The 14,375-nt window shown below is 64.7% G+C and carries 12 protein-coding genes; 4 read left to right on the top strand and 8 right to left on the bottom strand.

The genetic code is table 11. From position 1 onward, the window contains the following. Positions 1–2,748, bottom strand: coding sequence for an ATP-dependent DNA helicase (locus CEQ44_RS20420; RefSeq protein ID WP_088182315.1), 2,748 nt, complete (start codon positions 2,746–2,748; stop codon positions 1–3). Between the two features lie 53 nt (positions 2,749–2,801). Next, a complete protein-coding gene (locus tag CEQ44_RS20415) occupies positions 2,802–3,176 on the bottom strand; it encodes a PilZ domain-containing protein (protein WP_088182314.1) in 375 nt (124 codons plus the stop codon). A 129-nt stretch (positions 3,177–3,305) separates the two neighbouring features. Here CEQ44_RS20415 and CEQ44_RS20410 point away from each other — a divergent pair, with 129 nt between their 5' ends. Beyond that, a complete protein-coding gene (locus CEQ44_RS20410; protein WP_088182313.1) occupies positions 3,306–4,886 on the top strand; it encodes a lysine--tRNA ligase in 1,581 nt (526 codons plus the stop codon). A 205-nt stretch (positions 4,887–5,091) separates the two neighbouring features. Here CEQ44_RS20410 and CEQ44_RS20405 read toward each other — a convergent pair whose 3' ends face one another. From CEQ44_RS20405 to CEQ44_RS20395, 3 genes are all read right to left on the bottom strand, one after another. Further along, on the bottom strand, positions 5,092–5,562 hold the full coding sequence (locus CEQ44_RS20405; RefSeq protein WP_088182312.1) for an RcnB family protein: 471 nt from the start codon (positions 5,560–5,562) through the stop codon (positions 5,092–5,094). Positions 5,563–5,722: 160 nt separating this feature from the next. Next, positions 5,723–6,397, bottom strand: a complete 675-nt coding sequence (locus CEQ44_RS20400; RefSeq protein WP_088182311.1) for a 2OG-Fe(II) oxygenase — start codon at positions 6,395–6,397, stop codon at positions 5,723–5,725. 147 nt (positions 6,398–6,544) lie between these two features. Next, entirely contained in the window at positions 6,545–7,468 is a 924-nt protein-coding gene (locus CEQ44_RS20395) for an RcnB family protein (RefSeq protein ID WP_254914353.1), read from the bottom strand. A 330-nt stretch (positions 7,469–7,798) separates the two neighbouring features. Here CEQ44_RS20395 and CEQ44_RS20390 point away from each other — a divergent pair, with 330 nt between their 5' ends. The 3 genes from CEQ44_RS20390 to CEQ44_RS20380 all read left to right on the top strand — a co-directional run bounded on the left by CEQ44_RS20390 (position 7,799) and on the right by CEQ44_RS20380 (position 11,771). After that, positions 7,799–8,329: a biliverdin-producing heme oxygenase gene (locus CEQ44_RS20390; RefSeq protein ID WP_088182310.1), complete on the top strand. Its 531-nt coding sequence runs from the start codon at positions 7,799–7,801 to the stop codon at positions 8,327–8,329. Beyond that, on the top strand, positions 8,322–10,886 hold the full coding sequence (locus CEQ44_RS20385; protein ID WP_088182413.1) for an HWE histidine kinase domain-containing protein: 2,565 nt from the start codon (positions 8,322–8,324) through the stop codon (positions 10,884–10,886). The genes CEQ44_RS20390 and CEQ44_RS20385 overlap by 8 nt, the downstream gene beginning before the upstream one ends. 72 nt (positions 10,887–10,958) lie before the next feature. Beyond that, positions 10,959–11,771: a class III extradiol ring-cleavage dioxygenase gene (locus CEQ44_RS20380; protein WP_088182309.1), complete on the top strand. Its 813-nt coding sequence runs from the start codon at positions 10,959–10,961 to the stop codon at positions 11,769–11,771. Here the strand turns inward: CEQ44_RS20380 and CEQ44_RS20375 are convergent. From CEQ44_RS20375 to CEQ44_RS20365, 3 genes are all read right to left on the bottom strand, one after another. Then, positions 11,756–12,310: a (2Fe-2S)-binding protein gene (locus CEQ44_RS20375; protein ID WP_088182308.1), complete on the bottom strand. Its 555-nt coding sequence runs from the start codon at positions 12,308–12,310 to the stop codon at positions 11,756–11,758. The two genes, CEQ44_RS20380 and CEQ44_RS20375, sit on opposite strands and share 16 nt — an antisense overlap. Next, a complete protein-coding gene (locus CEQ44_RS20370) occupies positions 12,307–12,804 on the bottom strand; it encodes a DUF2721 domain-containing protein (protein WP_088182412.1) in 498 nt (165 codons plus the stop codon). Before CEQ44_RS20370 ends, CEQ44_RS20375 begins: the two co-directional genes overlap by 4 nt. A gap of 235 nt (positions 12,805–13,039) precedes the next feature. Next, on the bottom strand, positions 13,040–14,251 hold the full coding sequence (locus CEQ44_RS20365; protein WP_088182307.1) for an LL-diaminopimelate aminotransferase: 1,212 nt from the start codon (positions 14,249–14,251) through the stop codon (positions 13,040–13,042). Positions 14,252–14,375 lie beyond the last annotated feature (124 nt).

The raw sequence follows: 14,375 nt of genomic DNA, 5'->3' as shown, positions 1-14,375 counted from the left end.
TCACTCCCGGTTGGGCAAGCCGTGTTCGACCCCCTGATGCCCCAAAGCGACCCCTGCGCCAAGGCTTTGATCGCGCGATTGAACGCTAACGGCGATGATCGCCTCGTCCAGCGTCAAGCGTCGGATCGGCGTGCCGGGGGGAAAGGCGCTCAGCAACCGGCTGGGCATGGCGGCGGACAGGATGACGAAATGGCCCTTGTCCTCCGCCCGGCGGATGAGGCGCCCAAAGGCTTGGGCCAGTCGCGCGCGGATCAGCCGGTCGTCATAGGCGCTCCCGCCCCCGGCGAGCCGCCGCGCGGCGTGCAGCACGGTCGGCTTGGACCAGGGCACCCCCTCCATCACCACCAGCCGCAGCGAATGGCCCGGCACGTCCACGCCGTCGCGCAAGGCATCGGTGCCCAGCAGCGAGGCGCGCGGATCGTCGCGGAAAATGTCGACCAGCGTGCCGGTGTCCATCGGATCGACATGCTGGGCGTAGAGCGGCAAGCCCGTGCGCGCCAGCCGGTCGGCGATGCGCGCGTGGACCGCCCGCAGACGGCGGATCGCCGTGAACAGGCCCAGCGTCCCGCCGCCCGCCGCTTCTATGAGCCGACCATAGGCGCCGGACAGGGCGGCGATGTCACCACGCTTGATGTCGGTGACGATCAGCACTTCGGCGCGGCCGGGATAGTCGAACGGACTCGCCGCCTCGAACCGTTCCGCGCCATGGGGCAGGTGGACAGCGCCGCTGCGCGCCTCCGCATTGGACCAGTCGCCGCCGCCCTTTAGCGTGGCGGAGGTGAGCAGCACGCCTTGCGCGGGCTTCAGCACGGTTTCCGCCAAGGGTCGGGTCGGGTCGAGCCAGTGGCGATGGATGCCGATATCATATTCGCGCCCCTCGACCCGATCGACGGTCATCCAGTCGACATAGTCTGGGTCGGCCGGGCCGCCGATGCGGGCCAGCAGCGCCAGCCAGGCGGCGATCAGGTCGCGCCGCCAGCCCAGCGACGCGATCGCCCCCTCGACCCGCGCGCGCGCCGCACCGTCCAGCCAGTCGGGCGCATCCTCGATCACCGCCTCCATCCGGCGCGAGAGGCGCACCAGCGGCTTGATAAGCGCGTCGAGCGCCAGCGCCGCCTCCTGCGCTGCCTCGACCAGTGGGCCGTCGGGCTCGGCCAGTTCCGTCTCCAGCCCGTAGCCGGCATCCGCCTCCCCCGCCGCTTCCGCGCGGGTATAGACGGTGCCGCGCACCGCGGCGAGCAGCGCCTCCAATGGCCCGAACGGTTCGCCCGCCACCACGCGCTTCAACCATTCGTCTGCGGGCAGCGCCTGCGCTGCGTCGATCGCTGCGCGGATTGCCTGGCCGCCTTCCTCATCATAGCTGGCAAGGTCGGAGAGGCGCGCCGCCAGCCCGCGCCGTCGCCCGCGCGATCCGCCCTCCGGCCCCATGATCCAGCGGCGCAGCTCGATCGCCTCCTGTCCCGACAGCGCGACGGAGAAGGTCGAATCGGCTGCATCGAAGAGGTGGTGCCCCTCGTCGAAGACGATGCGCTGCGGACGCTGCCCGGTTTCGCGTCCGCGCGCTGCGTTAATCATCACCAGCGCATGATTGGCGATAACGATGTCCGCATCGGCCGATGCGCGGGCCGACCGTTCGATGAAGCATTTGCGATAATGCGGGCAGCCGGCATAGATGCACTCGCCACGGCGGTCGGTGAGGGCCGTGGAGCCGTTGCGGCGGAACAGGGTGGGCAGCCAGCCCGGCAGGTCGCCACCCACCATGTCGCCATCCTTGCTGAACGCGGCCCAGCGCGCGACCAGTTGCGCCAATATCGCGGCGCGCCCGGTGAAGCCGCCCTGCAACGCATCTTCCAGATTGAGCAGGCAGAGATAATTTTCGCGCCCCTTGCGCACCACCACGCGTTTGGCCGCCATGGCTGGATCAGCAAAGAGGCGCAGCGATTCGCGGTCCAACTGCCGCTGTAGCGCCTTGGTGTAGGTGGACACCCAGACGGTGCCCTGCGCTTGCGTCGCCCAGAGCGAAGCGGGGGCGAGATAGCCCAATGTCTTGCCGATGCCGGTGCCCGCTTCGGCGAGTAGCATATTGGGTTGGTCGCGATGCTTGCGTGGCAGGAAGGCCGCGCTCGCTGCGGCGGCATAGGCCCGCTGGCCGGGGCGCGGTTCCGCCCCTGTGCCGGTCAGCGCGTCCAGCCGGGCCAGCACCTGGTCTTCCTTCAGGTTGATCGTGCGGGGCGCGGGGCGGGGTTGCGCCTCTTCCCATTCGGGCAGTTTGGAAAAGAGCCAGCGCTCCGCCTCCCTGGGCCGGGGGATGCGCGGGGCGACCAGCGGTGACCAGGGCCAGCGCAACCGATGCAGCGTCTGCGCCGAAGTCCAGCCGCCCTCCCGTTCCGTCCAGTCCGACGATTCCAGGCGGCCCAGCAGCAAGGCCGCGCCTTGCTGCAACAGCGCGGGGATGTCCGACTCGCTGGTCGGCGCAGGCAGGCCAAGCGCGTACGCCAATCCCTTGGGCGTAGGCACCAGAAAGCGCGCGGGGTGGAGGAACGCCCAGAGTTCGAGCAGATCGAGCCCGTTCAATTCGGGATAGCCCAGCCGTTGGCCGGTCAGCGGAGCATTCAGCAGCAGCACCGGGGTTTCGGCGGTGCGGGCGATCGCCTGTCCCTTCGCCAGCGCCTGGGTGCGGTCTCCTTCGCGCAACCATATGCCGCCATGGCTGGCGTGAAGTGCGGGCAGGGTGGCGGGATCGATCACCTGTTCGGCTTAGGCGAGCAGGAACAAAAGGAAAACCTGAAATATGGGCCGGTTCAGCCCGTGCGTCGCCCGAAACCGCCGCCGCCGACACTGGCCGCGCTGAACGCTGTCTGGACGCGCGGATGGAAGGCGACTGGCGCACGCAGCGCGGCGCGGGCCATTTCGAGCCGGTCATAGAGCGGGCCGTCGCTTAGCTCATAAGGAAAGCGGATGCCCATCCGATCCTCTTCGGCCCAACGGACGGTGCCGAAGACGATATAGCCGTCCAGGTCGATCTGACATTGCGACCGCGTGGGCAGGGTGCAGCCCACCACCTGCGCGCCGCCCTCGCTCAAGTCGACGATGACGCCTTCCAGGCTGTCCAATACCGTCGTGACGACGATGGGGATGTCCACGGCAATGCGTTCGCGGCTGCGCTGTATCTGCATATCGCCTCCAAATCAGCGCAATTATCGGACCGCAAGGTTAACGAAATCTTAAATTGAGAACGATTCTTAACGTGGTTTTGCCGCCAAATACCGTTTTCTTTCGTCCTGTCCGGGTTTAGGGGGCGTTGCATGACCATGTCCGACATCATCCGCACCGCCGCGCAGGCGTCCAAGGCCTGGCCCTATGAGGAAGCCCGCAAGCTGCTCAAGCGCTATAGCCATGGCGCACCGGATAAGGGGCATGTCCTGTTCGAAACCGGCTATGGTCCGTCGGGCCTGCCGCATATCGGCACGTTCAACGAAGTGCTGCGCACCACCATGGTCCGTAACGCTTTTCATTCCTTGTCGGATATTCCGACGCGGCTGGTGGCGTTCAGCGACGATCTGGACGGGTTCCGCAAGGTGCCGGACAATGTGCCGAACCAGGCGATGCTCGCTGAATATCTGGGCAAGCCACTGACGCAGGTGCCTGATCCATTCGGAAAGTTCGAAAGTTTCGCCCATCATAACAACGCCATGCTGCGGGAGTTTCTCGACAGCTTCGGTTTCGATTATGAGTTCGTATCCGCGACCGAGCGCTATCAGGCTGGCGCCTTCGATGAAGCGCTGCGGCAGGTATTGCGGCGTTATCAGGCGATCATGGACATCATGCTGCCGACGCTGCGCAAAGAACGGCAGGCGACCTATTCGCCCGTCCTGCCGATCAGCGCCAAGAGCGGCATCGTGTTGCAGGTGCCGGTCGAGGTGATCGACGCCGAATCAGGCATCGTGCGGTTCGTGGATGAAGGCGAGACGATCGAGCAATCGATCCTGGGTGGCGCGGCCAAGCTGCAATGGAAGGTCGACTGGGCGATGCGCTGGTATGCGCTGGGCGTCGATTATGAAATGGCGGGCAAGGATTTGATCGATTCGGTCACGCAATCCTCCAAAATCTGCCGCGCGCTCGGTGGTCGCCCGCCCGAAGGTTTCAACTACGAGATGTTCCTGGACGAGAAGGGAGAGAAAATCTCCAAGTCCAAGGGCAATGGCCTCAGCCTGGAGCAATGGCTGACCTATGGGCCACAGGAGAGCCTCGCTTTCTACGCCTATCGCGAGCCCAAAAAGGCCAAGCAACTGCACATGGGCGTCATCCCGCGCGCGGTGGACGAATATTGGCAGTTCCGCGGCAATTATCCCAAGCAGGCGATCGAGCAGCAGCTCGGCAACCCGGTCCATCATATCCACGACGGCAAGCTGCCGCAGGGCGAACTGCCCGTGACCTTCGGCCTGCTGCTGAACCTGGTCGGCGTGATGGGCGATGCCAGCCGGGAGCAGGTGTGGTCCTATCTGCAAAATTACGTGCCCGGCGCCAGCGCGCAGACTTACCCCGAACTGGACGCGCTGATCGGCCATGCGCTGGCCTATCATCGCGATTTCGTAGCGCCGACGCTTGCACGCCGCGCTCCGCACGCGAATGAGGCCGCTGCGCTGCGCCGGCTGGACGAAGAACTGGCGGCGTTGCCAGCCGATGCGACCGCTGAAGATATCCAGAATATCGTCTATGCCATCGGCAAGGATGAGGCGTTCGGTTTTGCCGAATTGCGCGATTGGTTCAAGGCGCTCTACCAGACGCTTTTGGGCGCGGACCAAGGGCCGCGCATGGGCAGTTTCATCGCGCTGTACGGCGTCGAAAACAGCCGCAAGCTGATCGCACAGGCGCTCGCCGCCTGATCGACGATCCGGTCGATGGCGCCGGAACATTCCGGCATGATGGGGCGTTTCGCGCTTCGGTCCACCCCCCTTTCGGACTGGTGATGCGCCTTGCGCGCGTCATCGGCCGCGCGCGCACGGAAACGGGCCGCGCGGCCAATCGGGGGTAAAAGTAAAACGGCCCCGGACTTATCGTCCGGGGCCGTTTTCTTGTATTCGTTAGCGCTTACCAGAAGAAGCCGCGATGCGCCGTGATGACGCGGCCGGTGCGGATGTTGACCAGCAGCACGTCATTATAGTGGCGGACCCAGCGCTGGTTCACGCCCGGACGGGGCAGGCGATAGCGGTTGGTGTCGGCGATATAATAGCGCGAGCTATAATAGGCAGGGCGCAGCTGCGCGCCAGCGTTCCACTGGCTGTAGCGGAAGGGCGCGCGCCAGTTGCCGCCACGATAGACGTCCCTGTGGTTGCGGCGATAATCGCGCCAATCCTCACGCACTTCCTGACGGGCATCACGCACGTCGCGCCGCTGTTCGCGCACATCGCGGCGATCACCAAAGCGCTGGGCCTGGCGCAAGTCGCGCTGCTCTTCGCGCAGGTTGCGTTCGCTACGGCGGGCTTCGCCATAGGATTGGGCCGAAGCAACGCTGGGTGCGACGGTGGCGGCCAGCAGGCCCAGGATGATGAGTTTACGCATAGACATTCTCCCATATGCTGTGGCGGGTGAACCTGTCCGGCAGGATCGGGTTCCGTCGCCTAGGAAGGGGTTATGCGGTCCGGCGGCTGAACGGTGCGAGAATGACCCTGTCAGTTTTCAGTCATTTATGTCGCAAAGTGTAACGGGCTGACGACGATGCTCAGCCCCAGGGGCGTTCGCGAAACCATTTGGTGACGACATATTTGGTGCCGCTTTCCACCGGCCGCGCGGCATGCAGGCTGAAGCGGTTGGGCGCGCCGTCCCGGTCCATATTATTCCAGATCAGGATCATCCCCTCGACCGGCGGCACCATGAATTCGCATTGCGGAAAATGGGTTTCGCCGCCCGCCGCGACCGGCGACAGATAGATCATTGCGGTCCATGTCCGCTGTCCACCGCTGGTGCGCATTTGCGGCCAGTAGCTGGCGGTGACGGGAAAATAGTCGCAATGCACCTTATATTCCTGCCCCGGCGCATAGCGTTGGCCCTGGAGCGTCTCGCCATGGCGGGCGGGCAGGCCGGTCAGCGCGCAGATGCGATCGCTCACCGCCAGCACCAGCGGATCCCAGGGATTGAGGTTGCAGCTATGGCTGGTGCGATAGTCGGCGTTGGCGCTGCCCGAAAACAGGGTGGACGGCTTGGCGTCGGCGTCGATCATCGTGCGCAGGCCCGCTGTTTCTTCCGCGCTCAGGAAATCCTGGCGGCCATATATGTCCAGCTGCGGAGCGTCGATGCGGTGCACCATGGGATTGCGGTCCAGCCGCCTGCGCACATCTTCGCCGATCCCAGTGCGCAGCGGCGACGCCGTGCCGCCATCATCATGTTCGTCGCTCATCGCTGCGTCCTGCCACAGAGGCGGCTGTCATGAAAAGGCCCCGGCATGAAAAGACCCCGGTGCGTTTCCACACCGGGGCCAGGGGTTCCTGAAGGCCAGTCCAGGAAGTGGGGTTTGTCCTGGGGACGCCCGGCTACCGCCGCGACATCACCAGAAGAAATTGTTGATGACATCGACCACATAGCCGTCGCGCACATCGACCAGCAGAGCGTCGTCATAATAGCGAATCCAGCGCAGCGTGCCGTAGGCTGGCGGCAGGCGGTAGCTATAGGGATCGTTCAGCCAATAGGTGTTGGAATAGAGCAGGCTGCTCAATACGATTCCCGCCGAAAAGCGACGATAGCCATAGTTCCAGCTGCGCGGGGCGTAATAGCGGCCCATGCGATAGCGGTCGCCATAGCGGTTGCGATAGCTGTTCCAGTCGTAACGTCGATCCTGACGCCAGCCACTGTCCCAACGCCGCTGGTTGCTCCAGCGGGTGCGGTCATCGAAGCGGCGGCCATCATTCCAGTTCGCACCATTTTGTCCGCGGCCATCCTGCCCGCGATTGTCGGTCCAGCGGCGATCGTCGCGCCTGTCATCGCGCCTGTCATCCCTTCGATCGTTGCGCCAGTCCGGTCGCACATCAGGACGGTCGTTGCGCCAGTTCTGCTGGCTATCGCGCTCGCCATTGCCGCGGTCCTGCCAATTCTCCTGGCGATCGTCACGCCGGTCGTCGCGCCGGTCGGGGCGCGCTTGGCGCTGTGGCGGGGTGCCGGGGCTGATCTGGCCGGGACGGTTCTGATCACCGCGCCATTGGGGATTGGCGCGTTGTTCGGGCCTTTGTTCGATGCGGCGATCAGGGCGCCCTTCGGGCCGCGGTGGCGCCATTTGCGGCGCGGGCCGGTCGGCATTGCGCTGCTGCCAGCGTTGCGCCTGCGCCTCGCCGCCCGGCTGATTGATGCGGTTGCCGCGCGACACGGCGACGCCGCCTTCGATGCGACCGGGGCGTTCGCCACCGCGATTGCCGCGCTGCTCCTGGTTGCTTTGGGCGTAGGCCGGGGCGACGCCGCTCAGCAGCGTTGCGGTCATCAGACCCGCCAGCATCATCTTCCTCAACATCGTCGTGACTTTCGTTGTCCGGGAACACTACGCCCCCTCATGATTCCTCTCTAAGCCGGCCGCGATGTCGTGATGCTGAACCTGTCAGACAGCGATCCGAAAGAATCGGCGGGCTGCGATGGATAGCTGCTATACAGACGACCAGCGTCCGTTAGTCCGTGTCGCAAGGACGATGAACGGCTAAAACGCATTAAAAGGCTGATCCAGATCAATGCGCCGCTATGCAACTATCTATAGGGCTGACGGGTGACGAGAACTCCCAAAACTGGCCAGACCCGCCAGACCCTGCGCGATGCAACGATGGAATCCCATCATGTTGTCGATGCAATCTATGCCGGCTTTGCGCTCGATTCGGTTGTGGATTATCGCGCTTTCCTGATCGCGCATGCCAGGGCGCTGGGCGGCCTGGAAGCGGCCACAGGCCCGGATACGCCGCGGTTGCCGCTGCTGGCGCAGGATCTTGCGGCGCTCGATCTGCCCGTTCCCGACCCTTTGCCATTGGCGCACAGCGCAGCCGACGGCTTCCATTGGGGCCTGCGCTATGCGCTGGAAGGCTCGCGGCTGGGCGGTGCGATGCTGTCGCGCCAGGTTTCGCCGGGCCTGCCCAAGGCCTATCTGTCGGCCGCGCATGGCAAGGGTGAATGGATAGCCTTCCAGCAGGCGCTCGACAGCGCCGCAATGGAAGGCGGCGAAGGCTGGCTGGACGACGCCGTGCAGGGCGCGCAGGCCGCCTTCGCCCTATTTGCGCAGGCGGGACGATTTTCGCAGGTAGCGCGGGTGCCCAGTCATGCGCCAAATCAGGCGCCAAATCAGGCGAATGGACATGGCTGACCGCGAAGGTTCCGAACCCGGTTTCGCGGTTGACCTCAACAATTGCGATCGGGAGCCCATTCACATTCTGGGGATGGTGCAGCCGTTCGGGTTTCTGATCGCGCTGACCGCCGACTGGCTGGTGTCGCGCGTATCGGCCAACAGCGCGCAGTTCATCGGCCTGTCGCCCGACGATATGCTGGGCAAGCCTATTCATACGCTGTTGGATGGGGATGCAATCCATGCGCTGCGCAACCGCATCACCCTGCTGCGCGGACCCGATTCGGTGGAGCGCCTGTTTTCGATTCCCTTGATCGCCGGCGGCCCGGCATTCGACGTGGCGGTGCATTTTTCCGGGCCGCTGGTGGTGGTCGAGGCCGAACCGGCGGCGCATGACGAGATGGAGGCGAGCAGCACCGTCCGTTCGATGGTCGCACGGCTGGCCCAGACCGACAGCATGACCGCCTTCCTGCGCGACGGTGCGCGGCAGGTGCGGGCGCTGACCGGGTTCGACCGGGTGATGGTCTATCGCTTCGCCGATGGCGGCGATGGCGAAGTGGTCGCCGAAGCGCTCAAGCCAGGCGTTGAGAGCTTCTTTGGCCTTCATTATCCCGCATCCGATATTCCCGTGCAGGCGCGCGCGCTCTACATGCGCAACATCTTCCGCGTGATCGCTGACGTGCAGGCGCAGCCGGTTCCCATCGTGCCGCCACTCGACCCGACCGGCGCGGCGCTGGACATGTCGCTGTGCCTCACCCGCGCCGTTTCGCCGATTCATATCGAATATCTGGGCAATATGGGGGTGGGGGCTTCGCTCTCCATCTCCATCATTGTCGAAGGCAGGCTGTGGGGGTTGTTCGCCTGCCACCATTATGCCCCGCGCCTGCCGACCTTCGCGCAGCGCAGCGCGGCCGAACTGTTCGGCCAGATCTTCTCGATGATGCTGGAAAGCCGCGAGCGCGGCGACACCGCCACCTATGAAGGCAAGGCGCGGCAGGTCGCCGACCGGCTGATGTCGGCGGTGGCGCAGGATCATGACCTGCTGTCCAACGCCCGCTGGCTGGGCGACATCATCTTCGACACCATCCCCGCCGATGGCGTGGGCGTCTATATCGACGGGCATATGACCTTTTCGGGCCTGGCACCGGACGAATCCGCCTTCGTCGCGATCGTATCGATGATGAACCGCGTCGCCGCCAGCCAGGTCTATACCACCGACAATCTGTCGTCGGTCCTGCCCGAAGCCGCCGCCTATGCCGATCGCGTATCGGGGCTGCTGGCGATCCCCCTGTCGCGCAGGCCGCGCGACTATGTCGTGCTGTTCCGGGCGGAGCAGTTGCGATCGGTGCGCTGGGCCGGAAACCCGGAAAAGACCATCGAATATGGCCCCAACGGGCCGCGCCTGACGCCGCGCAAGAGCTTCGAACAATGGTCGCAACTGGTGAAGGGGAGGGCGCTGGCCTTCACCCCGGCTGAATTGCGTGTCGCAGAAGCGCTGCGCACCGCGTTGCTGGAAGTGATCCTGCGCCTGTCCGATTCGGCCGATGCCGAACGGCGACGGGCGCATGAGAAGCAGGAACTGCTGATCGCCGAGTTGAATCACCGTGTGCGCAACATATTGGCGCTGATCCGCGGACTGTTGTCGCAAACGCGCGACAGCGCAGGGTCGGTCGACGAATTTATCGGCACGCTGGAAAGCCGCGTCCATGCGCTGGCTCGCGCCCATGACCAGATCACCGCGGACCGCTGGAGCCCGGCGCGCCTCTACGACCTGATCGAGGTCGAATCGGGCGCGTATCTGGGCGAACGCAGCGACCGGGTGCGGCTGTCCGGGCCCAATGTGCTGCTGACGCCCGGCTGCTTCACTGTGCTGGCGCTGGTGATCCATGAGATGCTGACCAATGCCGCCAAATATGGCGCGCTGTCGGACAATGGAACGGTCACGATCGACTGGCGCGTGGATCAGGACGGCAGCCTGCTGATCGACTGGACCGAAAGCGGCGGCCCGGCGGTGGTCGCGCCTACGCGGCGCGGCTTCGGGTCAACGGTGATCGAACGATCCATCCCCTATGATCTGGGCGGCCATGCCGAAATCCACTATCGGTTGGCCGGCATAGAGGCGCAATTCTGTATTCCGTCCGTCCATGTCGTGTCGGTGTTGCCCTACGTTGCGGGCGGCGATCGCGTCAAACCCGTCGCGCCAGTCGAACCCGGCCTGCTGAAGGGGCGCACCGTCCTGCTGGTCGAGGATAATATGATTATCGCCATGGACGGCGAGGATGCGTTGCGCGATCTGGGCGCGGAGGTGATGACCGCCGCCACTGTGGGACGCGCGCGCGATGCGATCGCGACCCAGCAGATCGATCTGGCGGTGCTGGACTTCAACCTGGGGCATGAAACCAGCCTGCCGGTCGCGGAACTGCTGGCGGCGCGCAGTATCCCTTTCATCTTCGCCACCGGCTATGGCGACGGTCTGGAATTGCCGTCGCAGTATGCGGACGTGACGCTGCTCAAAAAACCCTATTCCAGCGCGACGCTGGCGCAGGCGCTGACGCCGCTGATCGACGCGGCGCGCTGAACCGAGACAGCGAAACGGACAGTTTCCGCTTCGTCGGTTGCAGCGTGACCGGCACGAGCCAATCTATGGGCCATGTCCACACAGCCCACCCTTTTCATTCCCCATGGCGGCGGTCCCTGTTTCTTCATGGACCCGGCCGATCCCGACCATACGCATAGCGACCCGATATGGCGGCCGATGCAGCATTATCTGGCCGGGCTGATCGACAGCCTGGCCGAACGGCCGCGCGCGATCCTGCTGGTGTCGGGCCATTGGGAAGAGCAGGCCTTCACCGTGCATGTCGGCGAACGGCCGCCCTTGCTGTTCGACTATTATGGCTTTCCACCTCACACTTACATGCTGCGCTGGGACGCGCCGGGTGCGCCTGATCTGGCACGCCGCGCCGCTGCGCTGCTTCAGGCGGGCGGCTTCGCCACGGCGGAGGAGGCGGCGCGGGGCTGGGACCATGGCGTGTTCATTCCGATGAAAGTGGCGCTCCCTGATGCCGACATTCCGGTCGCGCAACTCTCGCTGCGCCATGATCTCGATCCGGCTGCCCATATCGCGGCGGGGCGGGCGCTGGCGCCGCTGCGCGACGAAGGCGTGCTGATCGTCGGGTCGGGCATGAGCTTCCACAATCTGCGCGTGCGGGGGCCGCAGGCGATCGCGCCATCGACCGCCTGGGATTATGCCCTGACCGCCGCGGTCACCGATCCCGATCCGCAGCGCCGGGCCGCCCGCGTCGCCGCCTGGGAGCATCTGCCGCAAGCCCGCTTCGCTCATCCGCGCGAGGAGCATTTGTTGCCGTTGATGGTGGCGCTGGGCGCAGGTGGCGACGATGCGGCCACATGTGACCATCGTAGTTCGGTGATGGGCTGGTCGGTGTCGGGTTACCGTTTCGGCTGAACAGCCGGCCGGCCCAGCGCCGGGACGGTCCGCGCTGCATCTTCCGGCGTGATGCCCGGCGGCGGCGCGGCCGCCACCTGATCCTCCCCGCGCATGATCCGGCCGGCCCGCTTGATCGCACCGCGCAGCCGGGGGTAGATGCCGCAGCGGCAGATATTGGTGATCGCGCCGTCAATCTGCTCGTCGGAGGGATCATTGGTCCGGCGCAACAGCACCGACGCGGCCATGATCATGCCGGGGATGCAATAACCGCATTGCGACACATTGTCGGCGGCGAACGCCTGTTGCACCGGATGGCCGCGATCGGGCGACAGCGCTTCGATCGTCGTGACGAAGCGGCCCTCGGTCTTGCCGATCGTCACCTGGCAGGATCGCACTGCCTCCCCGTCGATATCCACGGTGCACGCGCCGCAATCGCCGGTGCCGCACCCATATTTGGTCCCGGTCAGGTTCGACGCATCGCGCAGCGCCCAGAGCAGCGGCGTCTCCGGGTCCATCCGATATTGCACCGGCCGGTCGTTGACGGTGAAGCGGGTCACGGCAGCGCTTCGATCGCTGCATCCGCCTCTTCCGCATCCACCTTGTGATAAAGGACTTCGTTGCGGATATGGATGATCTGCGACGCCAGCCGGATTTCCTGAATGAAGGTGGCGAACCCGCCCGCTTGCAACAGCATCGCCAGGCTGAACAGAACCGCGATCGGCGTGCCCAGATGCGCGTCGAACAGATTGCCCGCGAACAGGAGGATGACGACCAGGCAGACGGCGCAAGCCGATGCGACGGACAGGAAAATCGCGCTGTTGACCACACTCATCCGCCGGTCGAGCACCTGGATTTCGGCGACTTTGCGGTCATGTTCCTTACCGCGCGTCGTCAGGATCAACTGTTCCACATCGCGCGCCCGGTCGATGATCCGCGCCAGGCGGCTGACGCAGACGTTCAGGAACGCGCCGATGCCCGCCAGCAGGAAGACCGGCGCGAGCGCCAGTTGGATGGTCTGCGCGACTTGGCTGACCTGGGGCAGAGGGATCATGGTCATTTCCGTCTTCTTACCAACCAGTTGACGAGGAAGAAAGCGGCGACGCCAGCAAAGGGTGTAAGGATGAGTGTAAAGATAGCCCGCCGTTCACCGTCAGCGCATTGATCGTTGCTGGCATCGATATGGCAATCGCCTATCGCAAAAGCCACGAACAGTCCAAGCATCAACAGAATGACGGGCAGCGCTGCGATACATCCGCAGCGACCACCCGTCGGGTCCGGTCTGTAACTCAGGCTACGCCCTTGGACGAGGGCGCATTGACGCCCATGGACTTGAGATACTGTTTGATGTTGCGTGCGGCCTGGCGCAGCCGCTGTTCATTCTCGACCATGGCGATGCGGACGAAACCTTCGCCATCCTCCCCATAGCCAACCCCCGGCGCGACCGCGACCTTGGCGTGGGTCAGGAGTTGCTTGGAAAATTCCAGGCTGCCCATTTCTTTGAGCGCAGGCGGCAGCGGCGCCCAGGCGAACATGGAAGCTGGCGGGGCGGGAATGTCCCAGCCGGCGCGGCCGAAACTCTCGACCAGCACGTCGCGGCGCTTGTGATAGAGCAGGCGGTTCTTCTCGACGATGTCCTGCGGCCCGTTGAGCGCGGCGCAGGCGGCCGCCTGGATCGGGGTGAAGGCGCCATAGTCGAGATAGGATTTCACTCGCGTCATCGCCGCGATCAGCTTGCGGTTGCCCACGGCAAAACCCATGCGCCAGCCGGCCATGCTGTATGTCTTTGACAGCGACGTAAATTCGATCGCGATATCCTTGGCACCTGGCACTTGCAGGATGGAGGGCGTCGGATTGCCGTCATAATATAATTCGGAATAGGCGAGATCGGAGAGTACCCAGACCTTATTCTCCTTCGCCCAGGCGACCAGCCGTTCGTAGAAGGCAAGGTCGACCGTCTCGGCCGTCGGGTTGGACGGATAGTTGACCACCAGGATCGACGGGCGCGGCACGGTGAAAGCCATGGCGCGGTCGAGCGAGCGGAAATAATTCTCGTCCGCGGTCGTCGGCACGGACCGGATCGTGGCGCCCGCGAGGATGAAGCCGAACATATGGATCGGGTAGCTGGGATTGGGGGCCAGCACGACATCGCCCGGCGCGGTGATCGCGGTGGCGAGGCTGGCCAGCCCTTCCTTCGACCCCATGGTCACGACGACCTCGGTTTCCGGGTCGACATCGACGCCGAAGCGGCGGCCATAATAATTGGCCTGCGCCTTGCGAAGGCCGGGAATGCCCTTCGACTGGGAATAGCCATGGGCGTCCGGTTTCTGCGCGACTTCGATCAGCTTGGCGATGACGTGCGGCGGCGGCGGCAGGTCGGGATTGCCCATGCCCAGATCGATAATATCCTCTCCCGCCGCACGGGCGGCCGCTCGCATCGCGTTGACTTCGGCGATGACATAGGGCGGCAGGCGCTTCATGCGGTAAAATTCTTCGGACATTATAGGGGCTTTCCTGAAAGCTCTCTGTAGAGGATAGTGCGTGAGGCGCCGCTGGCGTATCACAATCTGGCTATAACCCGCCCGGTTGCGACGCGCCAGAAAAAGCGGCGGATATGCGCAATGC

Origin of the sequence: Sphingobium sp. Z007 (assembly GCF_900013425.1) — a bacterium.
GTDB lineage: Bacteria > Pseudomonadota > Alphaproteobacteria > Sphingomonadales > Sphingomonadaceae > Sphingobium.
The sequence above is the reverse complement of the archived record's forward strand: the minus strand, read 5'-3'. Positions and strand labels throughout refer to the sequence as shown.